Annotated in this window: 21 protein-coding genes; 11 read left to right on the plus strand and 10 right to left on the minus strand. The window is 63.0% G+C overall.

Features of this window, described 5'->3' with window-relative positions; translation table 11 throughout:
* Positions 1 to 3: 3 nt before the first annotated feature.
* The 4 genes from glyQ to hisF all read right to left on the minus strand — a co-directional run bounded on the left by glyQ (position 4) and on the right by hisF (position 2,980).
* Entirely contained in the window at positions 4 to 894 is an 891-nt protein-coding gene (glyQ, locus tag KJJ24_RS08105; protein ID WP_214337939.1) for a glycine--tRNA ligase subunit alpha, read from the minus strand.
* Between the two features lie 247 nt (positions 895 to 1,141).
* A complete protein-coding gene (gene ubiE, locus KJJ24_RS08110; RefSeq protein WP_214337940.1) occupies positions 1,142 to 1,858 on the minus strand; it encodes a bifunctional demethylmenaquinone methyltransferase/2-methoxy-6-polyprenyl-1,4-benzoquinol methylase UbiE in 717 nt (238 codons plus the stop codon).
* On the minus strand, positions 1,827 to 2,123 hold the full coding sequence (locus tag KJJ24_RS08115; protein ID WP_214343478.1) for a hypothetical protein: 297 nt from the start codon (positions 2,121 to 2,123) through the stop codon (positions 1,827 to 1,829). Before KJJ24_RS08115 ends, ubiE begins: the two co-directional genes overlap by 32 nt.
* Positions 2,124 to 2,185: 62 nt before the next feature.
* Positions 2,186 to 2,980: an imidazole glycerol phosphate synthase subunit HisF gene (gene hisF / locus KJJ24_RS08120; RefSeq protein ID WP_214337941.1), complete on the minus strand. Its 795-nt coding sequence runs from the start codon at positions 2,978 to 2,980 to the stop codon at positions 2,186 to 2,188.
* 64 nt (positions 2,981 to 3,044) lie between these two features.
* Between hisF and KJJ24_RS08125 the strand changes: the two genes are divergently transcribed.
* From KJJ24_RS08125 to KJJ24_RS08135, 3 genes are all read left to right on the plus strand, one after another.
* The gene (locus KJJ24_RS08125; protein WP_214337942.1) at positions 3,045 to 3,257 is read left to right on the plus strand and encodes a DUF2862 domain-containing protein; all 213 of its coding nucleotides are present in this window, start codon (positions 3,045 to 3,047) and stop codon (positions 3,255 to 3,257) included.
* A gap of 82 nt (positions 3,258 to 3,339) precedes the next feature.
* A complete protein-coding gene (gene chlG, locus KJJ24_RS08130; RefSeq protein WP_250545013.1) occupies positions 3,340 to 4,263 on the plus strand; it encodes a chlorophyll synthase ChlG in 924 nt (307 codons plus the stop codon).
* Complete coding sequence (locus tag KJJ24_RS08135; protein ID WP_214337943.1) at positions 4,260 to 6,347, plus strand: transglycosylase domain-containing protein; 2,088 nt, start codon at positions 4,260 to 4,262, stop codon at positions 6,345 to 6,347. Before chlG ends, KJJ24_RS08135 begins: the two co-directional genes overlap by 4 nt.
* Here the strand turns inward: KJJ24_RS08135 and KJJ24_RS08140 are convergent.
* Complete coding sequence (locus tag KJJ24_RS08140; RefSeq protein ID WP_250544529.1) at positions 6,344 to 7,681, minus strand: 16S rRNA (cytosine(967)-C(5))-methyltransferase; 1,338 nt, start codon at positions 7,679 to 7,681, stop codon at positions 6,344 to 6,346. The two genes, KJJ24_RS08135 and KJJ24_RS08140, sit on opposite strands and share 4 nt — an antisense overlap.
* A gap of 23 nt (positions 7,682 to 7,704) precedes the next feature.
* Positions 7,705 to 8,055 (minus strand): MGMT family protein, encoded by a 351-nt coding sequence (locus KJJ24_RS08145; RefSeq protein WP_214337945.1) that lies wholly within the window; start codon positions 8,053 to 8,055, stop codon positions 7,705 to 7,707.
* Between the two features lie 65 nt (positions 8,056 to 8,120).
* On the opposite strand from KJJ24_RS08145, the gene trmH reads away from it, so the two are divergent.
* The gene (gene trmH, locus KJJ24_RS08150; RefSeq protein WP_214337946.1) at positions 8,121 to 8,816 is read left to right on the plus strand and encodes a tRNA (guanosine(18)-2'-O)-methyltransferase TrmH; all 696 of its coding nucleotides are present in this window, start codon (positions 8,121 to 8,123) and stop codon (positions 8,814 to 8,816) included.
* Between the two features lie 3 nt (positions 8,817 to 8,819).
* Here trmH and KJJ24_RS08155 read toward each other — a convergent pair whose 3' ends face one another.
* A complete protein-coding gene (locus KJJ24_RS08155; protein ID WP_214337947.1) occupies positions 8,820 to 9,710 on the minus strand; it encodes an ABC transporter permease in 891 nt (296 codons plus the stop codon).
* A gap of 87 nt (positions 9,711 to 9,797) precedes the next feature.
* On the opposite strand from KJJ24_RS08155, the gene KJJ24_RS08160 reads away from it, so the two are divergent.
* On the plus strand, positions 9,798 to 10,517 hold the full coding sequence (locus tag KJJ24_RS08160; protein ID WP_214337948.1) for a response regulator transcription factor: 720 nt from the start codon (positions 9,798 to 9,800) through the stop codon (positions 10,515 to 10,517).
* On the plus strand, positions 10,514 to 10,894 hold the full coding sequence (locus KJJ24_RS08165; RefSeq protein WP_214337949.1) for a response regulator transcription factor: 381 nt from the start codon (positions 10,514 to 10,516) through the stop codon (positions 10,892 to 10,894). The genes KJJ24_RS08160 and KJJ24_RS08165 overlap by 4 nt, the downstream gene beginning before the upstream one ends.
* Here KJJ24_RS08165 and KJJ24_RS08170 read toward each other — a convergent pair.
* The gene (locus tag KJJ24_RS08170) at positions 10,857 to 12,416 is read right to left on the minus strand and encodes an alpha/beta hydrolase (RefSeq protein WP_250544530.1); all 1,560 of its coding nucleotides are present in this window, start codon (positions 12,414 to 12,416) and stop codon (positions 10,857 to 10,859) included. The genes KJJ24_RS08165 and KJJ24_RS08170 overlap by 38 nt on opposite strands.
* 128 nt (positions 12,417 to 12,544) lie before the next feature.
* Positions 12,545 to 14,020 carry a HAMP domain-containing sensor histidine kinase gene (locus KJJ24_RS08175; RefSeq protein ID WP_214337951.1) on the minus strand — a complete coding sequence of 492 codons (1,476 nt, stop codon included), beginning with the start codon at positions 14,018 to 14,020 and terminating at the stop codon, positions 12,545 to 12,547.
* A gap of 153 nt (positions 14,021 to 14,173) precedes the next feature.
* Between KJJ24_RS08175 and KJJ24_RS15085 the strand changes: the two genes are divergently transcribed.
* From KJJ24_RS15085 to KJJ24_RS08200, 5 genes are all read left to right on the plus strand, one after another.
* Positions 14,174 to 14,668, plus strand: a complete 495-nt coding sequence (locus tag KJJ24_RS15085; protein WP_305803594.1) for a prepilin-type N-terminal cleavage/methylation domain-containing protein — start codon at positions 14,174 to 14,176, stop codon at positions 14,666 to 14,668.
* 107 nt (positions 14,669 to 14,775) lie between these two features.
* Entirely contained in the window at positions 14,776 to 16,062 is a 1,287-nt protein-coding gene (locus KJJ24_RS08185) for a hypothetical protein (RefSeq protein ID WP_214337952.1), read from the plus strand.
* Entirely contained in the window at positions 16,059 to 16,541 is a 483-nt protein-coding gene (locus KJJ24_RS08190; RefSeq protein WP_214337954.1) for a hypothetical protein, read from the plus strand. Before KJJ24_RS08185 ends, KJJ24_RS08190 begins: the two co-directional genes overlap by 4 nt.
* Positions 16,538 to 17,047: a Tfp pilus assembly protein FimT/FimU gene (locus tag KJJ24_RS08195; protein WP_214337956.1), complete on the plus strand. Its 510-nt coding sequence runs from the start codon at positions 16,538 to 16,540 to the stop codon at positions 17,045 to 17,047. Before KJJ24_RS08190 ends, KJJ24_RS08195 begins: the two co-directional genes overlap by 4 nt.
* Positions 17,048 to 17,145: 98 nt before the next feature.
* Positions 17,146 to 18,258 (plus strand): calcium-binding protein, encoded by a 1,113-nt coding sequence (locus tag KJJ24_RS08200; protein WP_214337958.1) that lies wholly within the window; start codon positions 17,146 to 17,148, stop codon positions 18,256 to 18,258.
* Here the strand turns inward: KJJ24_RS08200 and KJJ24_RS08205 are convergent.
* Complete coding sequence (locus tag KJJ24_RS08205; protein ID WP_214337959.1) at positions 18,250 to 18,876, minus strand: type II secretion system protein J; 627 nt, start codon at positions 18,874 to 18,876, stop codon at positions 18,250 to 18,252. The genes KJJ24_RS08200 and KJJ24_RS08205 overlap by 9 nt on opposite strands.
* Positions 18,877 to 18,881 lie beyond the last annotated feature (5 nt).

Here is an 18,881-nt window from a genome sequence, read left to right on the forward strand (position 1 = left end):
TGATCAGGCCTCCACGGCAGCAGGCTGCTGCTTGAGCAGCGGGAAGCCCAGCGCCTCCCGCTCAGCCAGCCAGGCCTCAGCCACTTGGCGCGCCAGGTTACGGATACGGCCGATGGTGGCGGTGCGCTCGGTCACCGAGATCACCCCGCGCGCTTCGAGCAAGTTGAAGGTGTGGCTGCACTTGAGCACGAAGTCGAGCGCCGGCGCGGGTAGCTGCTTGGCCACTAGATCAGCCGCTTCCGCCTCATAGATCGCAAATAGCTGCTTCAGCCGCTCGGGATTTGAGGCCTCGAAGTTGTAGGTGCACTGGCCTTTCTCAAAGGGCAACCAAATGTCGCCGTAGGAGCGGTTGCCATCCCAGGAGAGGTCCCAAATGCTCTCCACATCCTGCAGATAGGTGGCCAGTCGCTCAAGGCCGTAGGTGATCTCGATCGACACAGGCCGGCAATCGATGCCGCCACATTGCTGGAAGTAGGTGAACTGGGTCACCTCCATGCCGTCGAGCCACACCTCCCAACCCACACCCCAGGCTCCGAGGGTGGGGGATTCCCAGTTGTCTTCCACGAAGCGGATGTCGTGCTCGGCTGCTTTGATTCCCAGTGCCTCCAGCGAGGCCAGATAGGTCTCCTGGATGCCATCGGGGCTGGGTTTGATCAGCACCTGGTACTGGAAGTAGTGCTGAGCCCGGTTGGGGTTATCGCCGTAGCGGCCATCGGTAGGGCGCCGGCAGGGCTCGGGGTAGGCCACGGCCCAAGGCTCAGGCCCGATCGCGCGCAACACGGTGTGGGGGCTCATCGTGCCGGCACCCTTTTCGGTGTCGTAGGGCTGCAGGATCAAGCAGCCCCGCTCAGCCCAGAAGCAGTTGAGGGTGCTGATGATCTCTTGAAAATGCACGATCTGCTCCTAATGGGGCCGGCGGGGGCGGCGCGCTCGGCCCACGATTCTGCCCAGCGGCGGTTCCGGGTTAGGCACCAGCACCTACTGACGCCCGCAGCAGGCAACCGCAGATTGAGAACAGTCGCCGCTCTCATATGGGACCCGACCTCGGACTGAGCATCCTGCTGCCTGCGGCTCTGATCAGCCTGGTGACCATCGTGTGCTCAGCGCGGCAGGAGCACGAGCTGCTGCAGCGCCAGCAGACTCAGGCCAACAGGTGCAGCAATCCCATCTGGCCCCCGGCCAGCAAGCGATGACGGGCCTGGCGGAAGCCGGCCGCCAGCGCCAACTCCTCTTGCACTGACCCCGTGGGGAAGCGCTCGAGACTGCGCTCTAGATAGGCGTATTGGTCTTCCAAGCCAGCGCGTTGAGCCAGAGGCACCACGAGGCGCCGCAAATAGAAACGCTGGAACACAGCCGTGCCGCCGCTGGCATCAGCTGGCCTGTTGAAATCGAGCACGGCTGCGCGAGCGCCAGCACGCAGAACCCGGCGCAACTCCTGAAGCCCTACCGCGGGATCAGGCAGGTTGCGCAGGCCGTAGGCCATCACAGCCCCATCGGCCCAGCCATCCGCCAAGCCGGTGGCTGCTGCATCACCCTGGCGAAACTCCAGGGGCAACCAGGGTTGAGCACGGGCTCTCCGCCTGGCTAGCTCCAATGGCGCCGCCGCCGCATCGATCCCCAGCACAAGACCGCCAGGGCGCACTTTCTCAGCCAGCACCAGAGCCAGATCCCCCGTGCCACAACAGAGATCAAGCAGGCGGTCGCCAGGCTTTGGCTGCAGCCAGGCCACCGCCTGGCGCTTCCAGAGGCGATGCAGCCCGAGGCTGAGCAGATCGTTGAGGTTGTCGTAGGCGGGAGCGATGCGATCAAACAGATCGCGAACCTGCTCAGGATCGCCGGGTTGAATCGAAGCTGGCATCCCAGGGCAGGGAGATCGCATCGAGACTGACACCTCCTGCCTGCAGTTGTGCTTCCACGCGATTCACGCTGGTGAAGGTCATCACCATCACCGCCGCCAGGCCCACCGCAGCCGAGCACACCATGCAACCGGCCAGCATCAACGAAAACTCCTTGCGATCAGCTGCTGCCTGCATCAACTGGAGCGCCCAGGCCACCATCGCCACCACCGCCAACACAATCACCGCCGCCAGCGCCGTTGAGTGGGACTGAATCAGGGCGGGCACCAAGGCGGCGGTTGCGAAACTGAGACAAATGTAACGGCGCGTAACGGGCTCGCGAGAGCGGGTCAGCTCATCGCAAAAGCAGGGCGTTCCAACGGACGGATCGTGAGGCCCCGGCCGAGTAGGTCGGTTTTGATCTCCTCCACCGTGAGCACACCGTCGTGCAGAAGCGAGGCCAGCAGGGCAGCCGATGCATGGCCGCCCTGGGGCCCCGCATCCAGGGCCTGGGCGATGTGATCAATACAGCCAGCGCCACCGCTAGCGATCACCGGCACCTCCACCGCATCGGCCACCGCTCGGGTGAGCTCCAGCTCGTAACCAGCCTGGGTGCCATCGCCGTCCATGGAGGTGAGGAGGATCTCCCCAGCCCCCAGCTCCACCACCCGCCGCGCCCACACCACGGCATCGAGGCCCGTGTTTTCGCGGCCTCCCTTCACGTATACGTCCCAGCCCCCCTCACGGCGGCGGGCATCGATGGCCACCACGATGCATTGGCACCCGAAGCGTTCGGCCCCGCGGGCTACGAGCTCGGGATCACGAACCGCTGACGAATTCAGGCTCACCTTGTCGGCACCGGCGCGGAGCAGCTCGGTGATGCCGTCCACGGTGCTGATCCCGCCACCCACTGTGAAGGGAATGGTCACCGCTTCTGCGGTGCGCTGCACCAGATCCACCAGCGTGGCGCGGCCCTGGTGAGAGGCCGCGATATCGAGAAACACCAATTCATCAGCGCCGGAAGCGCTGTAGCGGCAAGCCAGCTCCACCGGATCGCCGGCATCGCGTAACCCCACGAAGTTCACACCCTTCACCACCCGGCCATCGGCCACGTCAAGGCAGGGAATGATCCGTTTGGCGACCATAAATTGGGAAGCGGAGAGGCATGTGTCCGGGGGCTAACCTGGCGCCACTTTTGTCGCGCTGGACATGTCCCAGGCTGCCATCACCGTCGGCTCGAAGGTGCGGATCACCCGGGTGCGCGATCGCATCCCTGCCGATCTCGTGTCTGCCCTCCAGGCCGATGCCACCGGCACCGTGAAGGACTTCAAAGTGACCGACGGCAAGGGCATCGGTGTTGTGGTGGAGCTGGCCAACGGCACCACCACCTGGTTTTTCGACGACGAAATCACCGCTGCCTGAAGCCGCCACTGTGAGCGAATCCCCGAGCGAATCCCCCAATCCCACTGCCAGCAGCGGCGCCGGTGCGCGCCAGCTGCTTGGCATGAAGGGTGCCAGTGGCACCTCCAACATCTGGAAGATCCGGCTCCAGCTAATGAAGCCGGTCACCTGGATTCCGCTGATCTGGGGGGTGCTCTGCGGAGCAGCCGCCTCGGGCAACTTCCACTGGAGCCCCAGCGAGGTGGGCGCTTCAATCGCCTGCATGTTGATGAGCGGCCCGCTGCTTGCCGGCTACACGCAGACGATCAACGACTACTACGACCGCGAGATCGACGCGATCAACGAGCCCTACCGGCCGATCCCCTCCGGTGCCATTCCCCTCTGGCAGGTGAAGGCACAAATCTGGGTGCTGTTGCTCGCAGGCTTAGGCGTGGCCTACGGGCTTGACCTCTGGGCTGGCCACAGCACCCCAGTGCTGTTGCTGCTGGCGCTGGGTGGATCATTCGTGAGCTTCATCTACTCCGCCCCGCCGCTGAAGCTCAAGCAAAACGGCTGGCTGGGCAACTACGCCCTCGGCGCCAGCTACATCGCCCTGCCCTGGTGGGCCGGCCAGGCCTTGTTCGGCCAGCTCACTTGGACCACAGCCCTGCTCACCCTGGCGTATTCGCTGGCCGGCTTGGGCATCGCTGTGGTGAACGATTTCAAGAGTGTGGAGGGCGACCGGGCCCTTGGGCTGCAGTCGCTGCCCGTGGCCTTCGGTATCGAGAAAGCGAGCTGGATCAGCGCCGGCATGATCGATGTGTTTCAGCTGGCCATGGTGGCTGTACTGATCGCGATCGGCCAGCATTTCGCAGCGGTGCTGCTGGTGCTGTTGGTGATTCCGCAGATCACCTTCCAAGACATCTGGCTGCTACGCGATCCTGTGGCCTTCGATGTGAAATATCAGGCCAGCGCACAACCATTCCTGGTGCTGGGGATGCTGGTCACCGCTTTGGCCATCGGCCATAGCGATCTGGTGGTGATGTGACCGGCAGGCGCCGTCGTCCGCTGCTGCGAGCCGGCCTGATCGGGGCTGGGGCAGGTGTCGCCGTTGCCTTCGGCCAAAGCCTGCTGGTGCAAAGCATCGACTCGCTGCTCCCCAATGTGCAACGGGTGAGCAGCTACAACCGCCCCGGCACGGTGACCGTGCTCTCGGCCGACGGCCAGGTGATCCAGAAGCTGGGCCCTGCCACCCGCGACAAGTTGGTCAGCGGCCAAATGCCGCTGCTGGTGCAGCGCGCCTTCATCGCAGCCGAAGACCGGCGTTTTTACGACCACGACGGTATTGATCCCGTTGGCATTGGCCGGGCCGTGGTGCGCAACGTGCGGCGGGGGGCGGTGGAGGAAGGCGCCAGCACCATCACCCAGCAGCTGGCCCGCACGGTGTTCCTCAGCCAGGACCGCACAATCATCCGCAAGCTCAAGGAAGCACTGCTGGCTGGAAAACTTGAGCGACAGCTCAGCAAGCAGCAAATCCTTGAGCAATATCTCAACTATGTGTATCTGGGTTCGAGCGCCTACGGCGTTTCCGATGCGGCCTGGATCTACTTCTCCAAGCGGCCTGCAGAGCTCACCCTGCCTGAAGCAGCACTGATCGCAGGTCTGCCGCCCGCACCCTCGGTGTATTCACCGCTGGTGAATCCCGATCTCGCTCTGCAGCGGAGGGCCACAGTGCTGCGCCGGATGCGTGAGTCGGGCTTCATCGACGATTTGCAGCTCCAAAGCGCCAACAACAGCCCCTTGCTGCTGAAGCCAGCAGAGCCGAAATATTGGACGAGCCGTGCGCCCTACTTCACCAGTTGGGTGGCACAGGAACTACCCAAGGTGCTGAGTCCGGAAGATCTGGAGGTGGGCGGCCTCACGATCCGCACCAGCCTCAACATGAGCTGGCAGGAGGGGGCTCAGGCCACGATCAACAAACACGCCCGCGGCTCCATGGAGGGTGCAGTGGTGTCGATGGAACCAGGCACCGGCCTGGTGCGCACCATGGTGGGTGGCAAAGACTTTAACAAGAGCCAGTTCAACCGCGCCTCGCAGGCCTTGCGCTCGCCTGGCTCCACCTTCAAGTTGTTTGTCTACCTCACCGCCCTCAAAGAAGGGATGAGGCCAGAAGACAAGGTGAATGACAAAAAGCAGTGCTTTGGTGGCTACTGCCCGCGCAACTTTGGCAATAAATACAGAGGTGTGGTGCCGATGTGGGTAGCGCTGCAGCAATCGCTGAACACCGTGTCGGTGAGCCTGCTCAAGCAACTGGGCTTCGACAAGGTGATCGCCACCACCAAGAGCCTGGGCATCACCCGCGAGCTGGGCCGCTTCTATCCGCTGGCGGTGGGCGCCACCGAGCAAACCGTGCTCGACATGACCGCCGCCTATGCGGCCATCTTCAACCGGGGCGTCTACACAACGCCGACACCCTTCGAAGAGATCCTCGGCCCCAACGGCGAGCTGCTCTGGAGCCGCCGCGTGGACGGCGACCGCGGCCGCCGGGCCGTGCCCAGTGACATCGCTGACGCCATGCTGTGGATGCTCCAGCAGGTGGTGAAAGGCGGTACCGGCTACGGCGCCGTGCCTCCGAATCGCCCCGCCGCGGGCAAAACCGGCACCTCAGAAGGTGGGCGCGATCTCTGGTTTATCGGCGGTGTCCCCCAGTTGGTTACCGGCCTCTGGCTCGGCTACGACAACAACAAAGAAACCAAAAGCACTAGTGCCGTAGCCGTGGTGGCCTGGGCGGACTACATGCGCCCGATCCTGAAGGATCTGCCGGTGCGCCCCTTCCCGCCGAAGCCCCAGCTAGCGGGCAAATTTAATCCGCTCCAGCCACTGAAGCCCAAGCCGAAACCCGAGCCCAAACCACAAGCCACACCCGAGGCGAAACCCACCGCCCCCGCTGCCGGCAGCGCCGAACCCGAGCTTTCGCCACCGGACACCACGCCAGCTCCTGCAGCCCCATCGGTTCCGGAACCCACCGCCGCCCCTGCTGCCCCAGCAGCACCTGCAACCCGGCCAACAGCGCCGCAACCGGTGATGCCGGCACCCCTGCCGGCGCCGACACCACCACCGCCCCTGCCTTAGAGCGTTTGGCTTAATGCGGCGGCGTAAAAACCATCGCCGCCTCCATGCATGGACCCCGGCCAGAGCTGCCAGCTCTCCTGCACAGCCCACCGGGGATTCGACGCCACAAAAGCGTCCATCAGCGCCGTGTTTTCCCGCGGATGCACGGTGCAGGTGGCATACACCAGCCGGCCCTGGGGCTTCAGCAACGGCAGCAAGCCCTTGAGGAGCTGGTGCTGCAGCAGCACCAAGCCATCGATCGAAGCAGGGTCGATCCGCCAACGGGCATCGGCATGGCGGGCGAGGGTGCCCAGGCCCGAGCAGGGGGCATCCACAAGGATGCGATCAAAGCTGCCAAGCAGCTCCGGCTGCTGCTCCGCCCAGGTGGTGGCATCGCCATGGCGCACCTCAATGCAGCCCAACCCCAGGCGCTCGGCATTGCGGCTCACCCGCCGCAAGCGTGCTTCGCCGCGATCCAGCGCGAGCACAAGGCCCTGATCTCCCATGAGCTCGGCCAGGTGCGTGCTCTTGCCGCCAGGGGCTGCGCAGGCATCCAGGATGCGCTCACCAGGCTGGGAATCCAGCAACGGTGCGATGCGCTGAGCTGCTCGATCCTGCACGCACCAATGACCTTCCGCATAACCGGGCAGCCGGCTGAGGTCACCGCTGCGGCCCAGCAGGGTGAGGCCCGCCGGCAGCCCCTCGATCGGCCTGGCCTCAACCCCGGCGGCCGCGAGCTCGGCCTGCACCGCAGGCACAGAGCTGCGCAGCACGTTCACCCGTAAATCCAGGCTTGGCGGGGTGTTGCAGGCCTGCGCGTAAGCCTCGGCTTGCTCCAGTGGTAGCCACTGCAGCAGCTCACGAGCCAGCCAATCCGGCAGGGAATGGCGCACCCCGAGCACCTGAACCGAGTCTGCGAGCGCGGAGGGAAGAAGCGGCAGGGTGTCACCACGGTCGCGGCGGCGCAGGAAGGCTCGCAACATGCCGTTGACCACCGGAGCCAACCGTGCCAATCCGCCCCGCTTGGCCAGCTCCACGGTGGTACTCACCGCGGCAGAAGCAGGCACCCGATCGCTGGCGATCAGCTGGTAGAGCCCCAGATGCAGCAGCCAGCGCAGCTTGGGAGGCTGACGCTCCGCCGGCACCTTGCCCAGCTGATCCAACCAAGCATCGAGCAAACGCCGCTGGCGAATGGCGCCGTAGGCCAGCTCCGTGGCCAGAGCCCGATCGAGAGGTGCCAGCTGCACCCGCCCCAGCTCCCGCTCCAGCGCTCCATCGGCGTAAGCCCCTGCCGCCACAGCCAGCAACACCTGCCAGGCCAACTGCCGCGGAGCCAATCCTCTGGGTTCAGCCACGGATGCAGCAGCAGGAGAAGCGCTCAAGCAGCCCGCGGATCAAACGTTGTTCCACAACTAGCGCCCGGCGGGAGCCAGCGATAGCAGCTAAGCGGCAGCTTCCCCTGATCGTCCACCGGAATGCCCTCAGCAATGAGCAGCTCACGCTGGATCCAGTCGGAGCCTTCGCGGCTGAGGCTCATGCTGATGCAGCCCTGAGCATTCACCACCCGATGCCAGGGAACCGCTGAAGGCAAGCTGAGGCGCCGCAGCGCCCAACCCACCTGGCGGGCACAGCCGTAGGCACCGATCAACTCAGCGATCTGCCCGTAGGTGGCGAGCCGGCCCGGCGGGATCTGAACCACCACCTGCCACACCCGCTGGTCAAAGCTCATCTCCACCAGTTCAAGCTATCGGGACCAGCGATCCAGGACGATGGGTTGCAGGCCTGAGCTGAGTGATGCCCCTGCTGCCCCGCCGCTTTGAGCGCCTCCAGGCCGTGCTCAACCGCCGCATGGGCGATCTCACGGTGGTGCTCGAGGCGGTGGACAAGCCCCACAACCTCTCTGCAATCCTTCGCACCTGCGATGCCGTGGGGGTGCTCGAGGCCCACGTGGTGAGCCTGCCGGGTCGACCGCGCACGTTCAACAAAACCGCCAAGGGCAGCCAGAAGTGGGTGCCACTGCATCCCCACCCCAGCATCGAAGACTGCCTCAGTGGCCTCAAAGCCAAGGGCTTCCGCATCTACGGCACCCACCTGAGCGTGGACGCCCGCGACTACCGCGACTGCGACTTTACCGGCCCCAGCTGTTTCCTGATGGGCGCTGAGAAATGGGGCATGAGCGAAGAGGCGCTGGCGATGGTGGATCAGCCCCTGTTCATCCCGATGACCGGCATGGTGCAAAGCCTCAACGTGAGCGTGGCCGCCGCCACCTTGCTATTTGAAGCGCTGCGGCAGCGCGAGCGCGCGGGGCTGGCGCCAAGCGCCGGAGAAGGGGTTCCCGGCGGCCAGGCGGGCTACCGCAAGCTGCTGTTCGAGTGGGCCTATCCCCAGGTGGCCGACTGGTGCCGCCGCGAAGGCCGTCCCTATCCCCCCCTCACCGAGGAAGGTGAAATCGCCGAGCAGCTACCGCGCACCCTGAAGCTGCGCTACTGACGGTTAGCTCTGCGCCCGGTTGCTGCTGCCGCTGCCACTGAGCCAGCTCTCGAGGCCCTCGCCCACGAACGAGAGCCCCAGCACCAACACAAACATCGCCACGCCGGGGTACAGCGCCGTCCACCAGACGCCGGTGGGCAGCGCGCTGAGAGCCTGCTGCAGATCACTGCCCCATTCGGGCACGGTTTCCGGAAGGCCGAGCCCCAGAAAACCCAAACCGCCCAGCACCAACACCGCATCGGCGGCGTTGAGCGTGAGCAACACCGGCACCGACGTGATCACGTTGCGGAACAGATAGCGGCGCAGGATCCAAAGCGGGCCAGCCCCGAGCGAACGCGCTGCCTCCACGAACAACTCAGCTTTCACCTGGGCACTTTGATTGCGCACCACCCGGAAATACTGCGGCACATACACCACACACAACGCGGCCGCTGCATTGGGCAATCCCTTACCGAGCAGAAAGGCCAACACCACCGAGAGCAGCAACACCGGCAGGGTGTAAAGCGTGTCCATCAGCAGCACCAGGGTGCGGTCGATCCAGCCGCCCAGATAGCCGCTCACCATGCCGAGCGGCACACCAATCACCAGCGCGGACACCAGCGCAATGGCCACCACCTGCAGGGCTACGCCACTGCCAGCCAGCGTGCGGCTACACACATCGCGCCCGAGCCGATCGGTGCCGCACCAGTGCTGCCAGGAGGGCGGCGCATAGATGGGGTTATCGAGGCCGGCGTTCACATCCGGCAGCAGGCCGAGATGGGTGAACAGCGGTGTGAGCAGGGCGATCAGCACATAGACGATCACGATCACCACACCCCAGCGGGCCATACGGCCCGCCAGGTTGCGGGGCCGCCAGGCGAGCAGTTGCGTTGCGGGGGAGACGGGGTTGCTCATCGCGGCTCACCATGCCACTGATCAGCACCTCGAGCCAAGCGAAGCGCTGCAAATCCGGGTAAGAAGGGTGCAGACCTGCGGCAGTGGATGGCAGCCACCAGCGTGCTCCTGGCCGATGACGATGTGCGGCTGCGCCAATTCCTGGAGCTGGAGCTGCGCGAAGAGGGCTACGCAGTGCGCAGCTGCGGCGATGGCATCGGCGCACTCACGCAGATCCGCCAGGAGCCGCCCGATCTGCTGGTGCTCGATTGGATGCTGCCCGATCTGAGCGGCGTGGAGGTGTGCCAGCGGCTGCGCTCCACCGGGGTGCAGGTGCCGGTGCTGATGCTCACGGGCCGCGATGCGGTGAAGGATCGCGTGGAAGCGCTCGATGCCGGCGCCGACGACTACCTGGTGAAGCCGTTTTCAATCGAAGAACTGCTGGCGCGGCTGCGGGCGCTGGCACGGCGCGGGAGTGGCAGCGCCGGCACCACCAACGCGCAGCCAGATCTGTTGGAACTCAACGATCTCCAGCTCAACCTGGCCAGCCATGAGGTGAGCCGTGGTGGCACGGCGGTGCACCTCAGCGCCACCGAATTCCAACTGCTCCGCTGCCTGATGGCTGAGCCAGGCCGTGTGCAGCCCCGCCAAAGCCTGCTGGATCAGGTGTGGGGCACCAACTTCGTGGGCGACGCCAACGTGCTGGATGTGTATGTGCGCTACCTGCGCCGCAAGCTCGAACCACCGGGCCAGCCAACCCTGATCCAAACGGTGCGCGGTGTGGGTTTTCTGCTCAAAGCTGGCCCCGTCAAGGACGCCACACCGTGAGCCAACCCCTCGTGGCGGTCGTTGATGACGATCCCCGCATCCGCGAGCTGTTGGCCACAGAACTGGAGGATCTGGGGGCGGCCGTGCTGCGCTGCCGCGAGGGTTCAGAGCTCCTGACCCAGGCCGAGCTCCAGCAGGTGGAACTGGTGCTGCTCGATTGGATGATGCCGGGCCTCGATGGAGCTGGCACGCTGCAGGCCTTGGCCGAGAGCGGCTTCGCCGGCCGGGTGGTGGTGGTGACAGCCCTCTGCGATCCCGAAGTGCAGCAGCAAGCCAAAGCGCAGGGAGCTGTGAGCACGTTGCTCAAAACCGAAGCACTGGAGCGGTTGCCGGCTCTGCTCAGGGGAACTGGCGCAAGCCTGGGTCCACTTGATTGAGCTCCTGGCGGCTGAAGCGTGGGGTGATCAACAAGCGCAGCGGGGCTTGGCCGGTGAGCACCCCGCTGGTGTCAACCGGGGCCGCCAGGGGGGCGAGCGCCTGCTGGGTGCGCACGTGCCGATCAAAGAAGCGCAGCGCCATGCCTTGCAGCTCTTGACGTGCCAACGGTTGATCGGGGCCCACCACAAAGGCAGGCAGTTCGGTCGTGCCGTTGAGGAAGGAGAGATGGGTGCCGTTGTGCTGCAGAGCGAGCAAAGAGCCCGGGAAGGTGATCGAGCTAAACGGAATCAGCTGCTGCGACACAGGCGGCGCAAACACATCGTCCGTACCGGACACCATCAGCACCGGAGCGGCGATCGCCTGGAGCGAGCTGGGGCTGAAGATCGGATTGGTCACGGGATTCACAGCCACGGCGGCTTTGACGCGGGGGTCACGAAAACTGCGTCGCTTCACGACCTGTGCCGGTGCATCGCATTGCCAAACCACAGCTGGATTGAGCACCACGATGTTGGGGTCGTTCAAGGCGGCACAGCCCTGCAGCAGATGCTCCCAATCGAGCTCGGCTCCAGCCAGGGCCGTCGCGGTGTACCCCCCAAGCGACTGGCCCAGCACGCCCACCGCCTGGGAGTTCACCCTGGAGCCCCAGCGAGCCTGCACCTGATCAATCAGATCGCTGACGCTGAGGGGCTGGCTGTACCAGGCGTTCGGCGGTGGGATCGCCCCAGTGCCTTGGATGGCCGCCTTGATCGCGTTGGCACTGGTGAAGGGGAAATTGAGCGCCGCCACCGCATAGCCGTGGCTGGCCAGATCACGCCCCACATACAGCAGGGCATTCATATCGGTGTTGAGGCCCGGCGCGATCACCACGAGCGGTGCGGGCTTGGCAGCACTGGCCGACTCCGGCAGGTAAACCAGGGCCGTGATCGTGGTGCCCTCGCGGCCGGTGAAGCTGAAGGAGCTCTCGCTGTAGGCAACGCTGCCGGAGCTGGCCAGAGTGGTCAGCGCTGGGCCTTGGGCCGGCGGCCCATTGATCGAGGAGATCTGGGCAAACAGGCGGTTCTGGAGGTTGAACTGCTGAGACAGAGCACGCGCAAGTGACAGCACAGCTGCCGCATTCACCGGCAGCGTGGCGGTGGGATAGGCCTGCAGCACATCGATCAAGCGCAGAGCTCCCTCGCGAGCCGAGCCCAGGATCAGCGCCGACGCCAATGCAGGCTCCGCCACATCGGGCGGCTGATCGATCACCTTCACCAGCTGCTGCAGGCTGCTTTCGCCGATGGCGGTGTCGAGGAAATTCGATGCCATCACGGCATCCACCGGCACGGTCTGGTTGAGCACGGTGCGCAGGGCCTGACGATCAGCCGGCTTCAGCAGGCGCAGATACCCCTCCAGATCAGGCTCCACACGCCCCGTTTCCGTGAACGTGACCAACGACGGCACCGACACGGTGCGCGACACCTCACCAAAGCGCAGCACAATCCGCTCAGCAGCTGAGGCCGCCGGCCCCCCCGCAAGAACCAAGCAGGTTGCACATGAGCCGAGCAAACGCCGGAGCATTGATCATCCGTACACCGATGGCGGCCACCATCACAGACACCGCGCGATTCCGACAACCGCACGGCGACCTCATCAGCAGCCGCCCATGCCGCTCAGCCCAGACCAGCCCCTAGCCATCGGCGCAAGCTGGCACTGCGGCCCGGCGGATCGGGCAACACCGGCAAGCGCAGTTGGAAATCGGCGCCACCGCCAGGCGCATCGGCCACCAGAGCCCGGCCACCCATCCGCTCCATCAGGGTTGTCACCACAGCCAAGCCGATGCCATGGCCGCTGATCTCGGCGCTGCTGCTTCCGCGCACGAAACGCCCAAAGATGCGCTCCCGTTCAGCCTCCGGCACGCCGGTGCCGTGATCACGCACATGCAGCACCAGCTCAGCTCCATCAAGGCTGAGCGCCAGCTCAACCGGCTGCGGCGCGGGGCTGTATTTCAGGGCGTTCTCAACGAGATTGGTGAGGCACTGGCTCAGGCGCTCAGGGTCGGCGTTTACCTGAATCGATTGGGCGAGATCAGCAGGGTGGAGCCGTAAGCGCCCATCACTGGTGACCTGCAGGCGATCAAAAAGGGTGGCGAGCAAACCAGAGGGATCAAGGGGCTGGCACTGCAGCTGAAGGCGCCCGGCATCGTCGCGAGCAATTTCCAGCAGATCGTTCACCAAACGACCCATCGATTCAGCCTCTGAGGCCACCAACTGCAGCTGTTCGCGTTGCTCGGGGGTGAGATCGGCAGCGCGGCGCAGCAAACGCCGGCTGTAGCCGCTGATCAAGGTGATCGGCGTACGCAATTCATGCGATACACCATTCACAAAGGTGCGCTGGTGCTCCCAGGCCTCCGCTAAGCGATCGAGCAGGTCATTGAAGGCGTGGGCAATGGGATGCAGCTCAAGCGGATGACCAGAGAGCGAGAGCCGATCGGTGATCAGCGATCCGGTGGACATTCCCGCCAATGTGTTGCTGAAACTGTCGAGCGGCAGCAGGCCGCGATGAATCACCAAGCGCAGCAGAGCTGACGTGAACAGTGCAGACGCCCCCGCGACCGCAACTAGGAGCAGTGAAATCAACTGCTCCTGTTCGGTTTCCAGCGTGAAATCCTGCAGAAAGCGCAGCTGATAGGCATCGCCAGCCAGGCGAATCGGCATCGCGCAGGTGAAGTAAGTGCGGTTGTTGAAGTGAAATTCATGGGGCTGGCCATTGGGGCCAAGCGCGGCATCGGCGGCCCGCACCAGCCCATCGCCGGCGGTGAACGCTTGAAAGGCAGCACCGCTTGGAAGGATGACCGGCCCAGCTCCGCGGCGATCCGGCTCGAGCCACACCATCCACACCAGCAGCGAAGGGCTGGCCACATCCGCCAGATGCCGCTGTAGCTGCGCTGTAGTGCCGAGCTGATCCGGCATTAACTGCTGCAGCAGCTGCGTGGTAGCCCGCACCTGAGCGTCATGCCGGTCGTGGCGCAAGCGAGCTGAGAGCTGCCGGTTCACAAGCAACAGCACCACATAGCCGGCGAGCACAGCCAGCAGGCTGGTGGCCTGCAAGTGGCGCCGGATCGACGCAGCTCGGCGGGCGGCAGCCAACCACAAGCCTCAACTCTCCCAACCGTAGGGAGGCAGCAGACCAAACACCACAACCTGCCCTCTCAGACAACTCTCAGAGAACCAACCAAAAACACTTCTGGTGCGGCAGATCCGCGCTGCATACGTTGGACATACGCCTCAAGCACTGGCCCCATGACCGCCTCCATGCTCCGCCCTCAACTGCAAGCAACTGTGCTGCGCAAGCTGAATGCGACCTCTTCTCACAAGAAGAATCTTCTCCAGAAGGGCTTCACCTTGGTGGAGCTGATGATTGTGATTGTGATTGTGGGAATCCTCAGCGCCGTGGCGCTACCGAATTTTCTAAACCAAACAAGTAAGGCTAAAGCAACCGAATGCACCACAAAACTCGGCGCGATGCTTTCTCAGGCAGGCGCAGAAGCCCTTGGGGACACAAGTGGCGTTGACGCCACGATGACCGCTCTCGCTACGAGCAACAGCTCAACACTTTGCAAATTCTCTTCCGGAGGCCTCACCGCTGCGTCCGGAATCTATACAGCAAGCGTAACTGGAGAAGGCGATCTTTCAGGCAAGTACAATGCAAATGGATGCGTCAATTCCAACACAGGGAAAAAGGATATCAAGATCGGCACAACAGCAGCAGCAGCAGCCACGGCATCCTGTACTTAAAAATATAGAGCTTGGCTCAAATGAGGCATGCGAGAAGAGTCGAAGATCAAAATGGCTTCATTCTGCCGCTAGTCCTGATTGTTTCTCTGATCATCACCACCGGCCTGATGGCCCTGGCCGCGCGATCGTGGCTGGGGCTTTCAGGCTCGATCCGCCAAAGCCAATCGCGACAGGCGAGGGAGATTGCAGAGGCAGGCTTGGCTCAGTTAATCGAAAGCCTAAACAAGGACTACGCCTATCTACTGATTAAGGACCTCAGCAACTGGAGCGACAACTCCTATACATCTTCGATTTGCACAAACTCGCTCACTGGAACCCCAGCAACAAGCAGCAGCATCGGCAATAACGGGCGCTACATCCTCATGGATTACGACTTCCAAGGAAGCCCGTTTTATGGCGGGAAAGCCACCATTCGCATGCGGGGCGAGCGACTCAAAGGCGACAACTCGATTGCTGCCACAGCCATCGTGGAGGAGACCCTTGAGATCAAGCCAAAAAGCTGCACCACATCATTCGGCGAGCCGACAGTCACCAGTGGCTTCCCAGGACTACTGGGACAACAAGTTGTCCTGGGAAACAATGATGTTTTTGGAACGCTATCAGGCAACGTGCTTTGCCTTCAATGTTACGACGGCACGGATTACGACAACCTCACTCGGGAGCAACAGGAAAACTATATCCAAATGAAAAATAATGGTTACGTCGCTGGCCAGATCTTCCTCGGCCCGATCGATCTACCACCAGTTCCAGAGCCGCCGGCCGGCCTGAACTTCGACACGCCAATATCGATCACGAAAAGCACATTGATCACTGCAGGCACGAACACAGGTCCATGCCGTGTGGAAGCTCGAGGCTCGGGCAGCCCCATCACCCATTGCGTGGTGGACTCGGTGGAACTCAACAGCAAAAAGGAGATCCTCACCGTTGACACCAGTGCAGGAGATGTTCGGATCTATGTGCGGGGCGACAAACTGGTACTCACCGGCGGAGCGGCGATCAAGCACCTGCCGCCCGATGCACCCGCTAGCTCACTAGGACTCTTTGGGCGCCCTAGTGATCCAACAGATAGCTACCCAGACCAGCTGATTCGCCTCGCAGGAGCCGCTTCAACCAACGCGCTTTGGGCCTACTTCCCAGACGGGAACATGGGCATCAACGGTGGCTCGAAGGAAACAGCAGAATGCGACAGCATCGGCGAGTGCACGGGGGGTGACATCAACGGCGCTGTCTGGGCGAAGGTGTGGAACGGCTCTTCATCCAATGTGGCGCAGCTGGTTGTTCCCGCAGACATCGGCACGCAACTCTTCAACAAATATGGCCCCCAGTACGCCCTGGGAATCCGTGACTACGTGGCACTGGGGGTATCCCGCTGGAGCAGCTGGATCAACCCATGAAAGCTACGCAGGCAGGCTTCAGCATGCCCGAAGTCTTAGTGGCTTCCTTCATCCTGATCTGGGTGATTCTGAGCAGCCTGCAGCTGACAAGCTCCTCCATCTTGGGCATGGGGAAATCCAAACGTCGTGGGCTGGTGGATGCAGCCATTGCATCTCAGATCGAAAAACTTCGCAGTGACGCTTTCAGCTACCTCTGCATACAAGGCTGCGCTGACGCCGAACTAACAAAAAACCTTCAGTTCGATCTGATCACACTGAAACCACTATGCAGCTCCAACGGCCTGGGGCAGGGGCTACTGAGCGCGCTACCTGCAACCGACACGCCAAGCAGTTTCACTGTGAGCACAGTTCCACCCATTAATGTGCAGGCAACTTACACAGCAGACGGCAACAAGCTCCATATCAGTTACAGCGCACCAGATCTCGCACTCGTCGTGAACACAACCCTGGTTCCGCACGCCCAGGGTTGGTGCCCATGAAGCTCGAAAAGAAACCTGAACGAGGCTTTAGCCTGCCTGAATTGATGGTGATCGTTGCCATTGTGGGAATTCTGGCTGGGCTGAGCATCCCCAGCTTCATGCGGAACTGGCAGGACGAGCGGCTGAATAGTGCGAGCAAACAGGCACTCGCCTGGCTCGACGATCTGCGCCGCAAATCGATCCAGCAGTCAAGCCCATGCCGAGTGCAGATCAGCAACAACCCAGCCCAACTGACCGGCAGCTGCGATAACACGCCCGAGATGACCCTAACGCTGAATCTCGCCGCCGAGATTCTGAACACAGATCAACTCGCCTTCACGCTGATCAACAACAGCCCTACAACCTGGGTGTTCACGCCGCGTGGAACAACAACAACCGACGCAGAACTCCGCATGACCCTGCCGGGTAGTGATCTGGGTCGCTGCATCCGCTTGCTCGCGCCACTGGGGCTTCTGCGCAGCGGCAAGCTGCGTTCAAACATATGCGTATACACCACAAGCTACTGATCGCTCGACAAGAGCGAATAACAGCAGGCTTCACGCTGGTTGAACTCCTTCTAGCGGCATCAATGGGAGGATTGCTCTGCATTGTGGCCGCGGACGCCATGATTGCCCATCTCCGCTCCAATGCCAGCCTGGAAGCGACAGAGCGCTTACGCGGAGACTGGAGCCGTGCCAGTCACTTCATCGAGTCGGAAGTTGCATTGAGCGAGCGGGTATTGACCAACCCGCAGAGCGTGAATCTCAATCAATGCACGGCGGCGATCGATGCAGCCACAGAATTTCGCTTTGCACTCGAGATCCGCAGAGACCTCCCACCCGCGATCTATTTCGTTCGCGATCATTCAGGCAACCAACAACAAATCTGGAACGGAAGCCATAGCCTGTTCCGCTGTGGACCAGGCATTGATGAGAATGGCCTTTACACCGATGTGATCACCGGCAGCGAGCAACAGACAGGGGCAGCGAGCCTACTGGTGGATGGCCTGAGCGATAGCTGCACGCTTGAGGTGAACTCCACAGCAGCTGTGAGCAAATCGCTGAACTTCAGCCTCTGCCTGAAAGGGATTGGACAACAGACCTTCCAAGGCTCAGCCAGCACTTATTCCAGAATCAGCCCTGTTTTTTCGTTCCCCAATTCCACCAGCCTCTGCAGCGACCAAGACCTCAGCATTGAAGGGTTTTACAAACTGAGCGGTGGGGACAACAACAGCAACACCCTGGCAGTCCCTCAGGGAGCGGTTCCAGCTAATCAGGATGTTCTGATCTGTGGCTATGGAGGCGGAGACAATATTCAAGGGTCGTCGGCCAATGATGTCTTGGAAGCCGGTGATCTTCCTGGCGGCGAATCACCCCACCCCGGTGCGGATCTCAACGGTCTTGATGGCAATGACCGACTCGTGGGCGGCAAAGGAGACGACACACTCAACGGCGCTGCTGGCGACGATGTTCTGGTGGGGCTGGACGGCAACGACACACTGGTGGGTGGGACCGGCGAGAACCGCTATTTACCGGGACTGGGCAACGACACCGTGAGCGGCGGCCCCGATCTGGATGTGGTGTTTCTCGATGGCGTGCGAAACAACTTCTCCGGGCTCAGCGCCTGCACACGCGCCAACTGCAGCTTGAGCTACAGCGATTCCGGCGTTGAGCACAGCCTCACCACAACCAGTGTGGAAGTGATGATCTTTCGCGACGGGCGCTACGACCTACGTTGAACTGCCTAACACCAGAGAGGACTCCAACGTCTGGGGATGACTCTGATCACCCAGCACTTGCAGCAAGCGCACAGCGACTAGTCCCGATGCAGGAGCGAGGCAGGCCGAAAAGGGCTGCTGCGCCGATCCCGCGAGATCCACAGCTGCTGCGCCTTGAACACCAAGCAAAGCCGCACATCCCTCCCAGCGCTGCGTCTGAACTGGCAGGCCATCGATGACCACTCGATTCAGCGACTGAGAGCCAGTTGAAGGCAGACCATCCAGCCCGAAAGCCGGCCCACAGCGCATCAGCACCCGTCCCCGCCAGATCGAGCTGGGAGCTTTCCCCACCGAATAGGTGATCGGCCCTGCGGGCGAACTCAGATGCAACACAGCGGTGCGGCCTGCCAGACCGCAGGCGTGCGATTCCAGCTCCGGCTCTTCACTCACAGTCGTGGACCGAGCGAGATCCCCTTTCACCAGCTCCAGCGTGCGCCGCTGCGCAGCCCGCTCCCGCAGCAGCCGCGACAAACGGGCGCCGTTCTGGCCCTCCGCCATCAGCCCCTGGAGCATCACACCGCTGAGGGCCATCCCCAGGCTGAGCGACAACATCAGTTCCACCAACGAGAACCCGGCCATGGCCC

The sequence above is a fragment of the Synechococcus sp. LA31 genome (genome assembly GCF_018502385.1).
Lineage (GTDB): Bacteria > Cyanobacteriota > Cyanobacteriia > PCC-6307 > Cyanobiaceae > Vulcanococcus.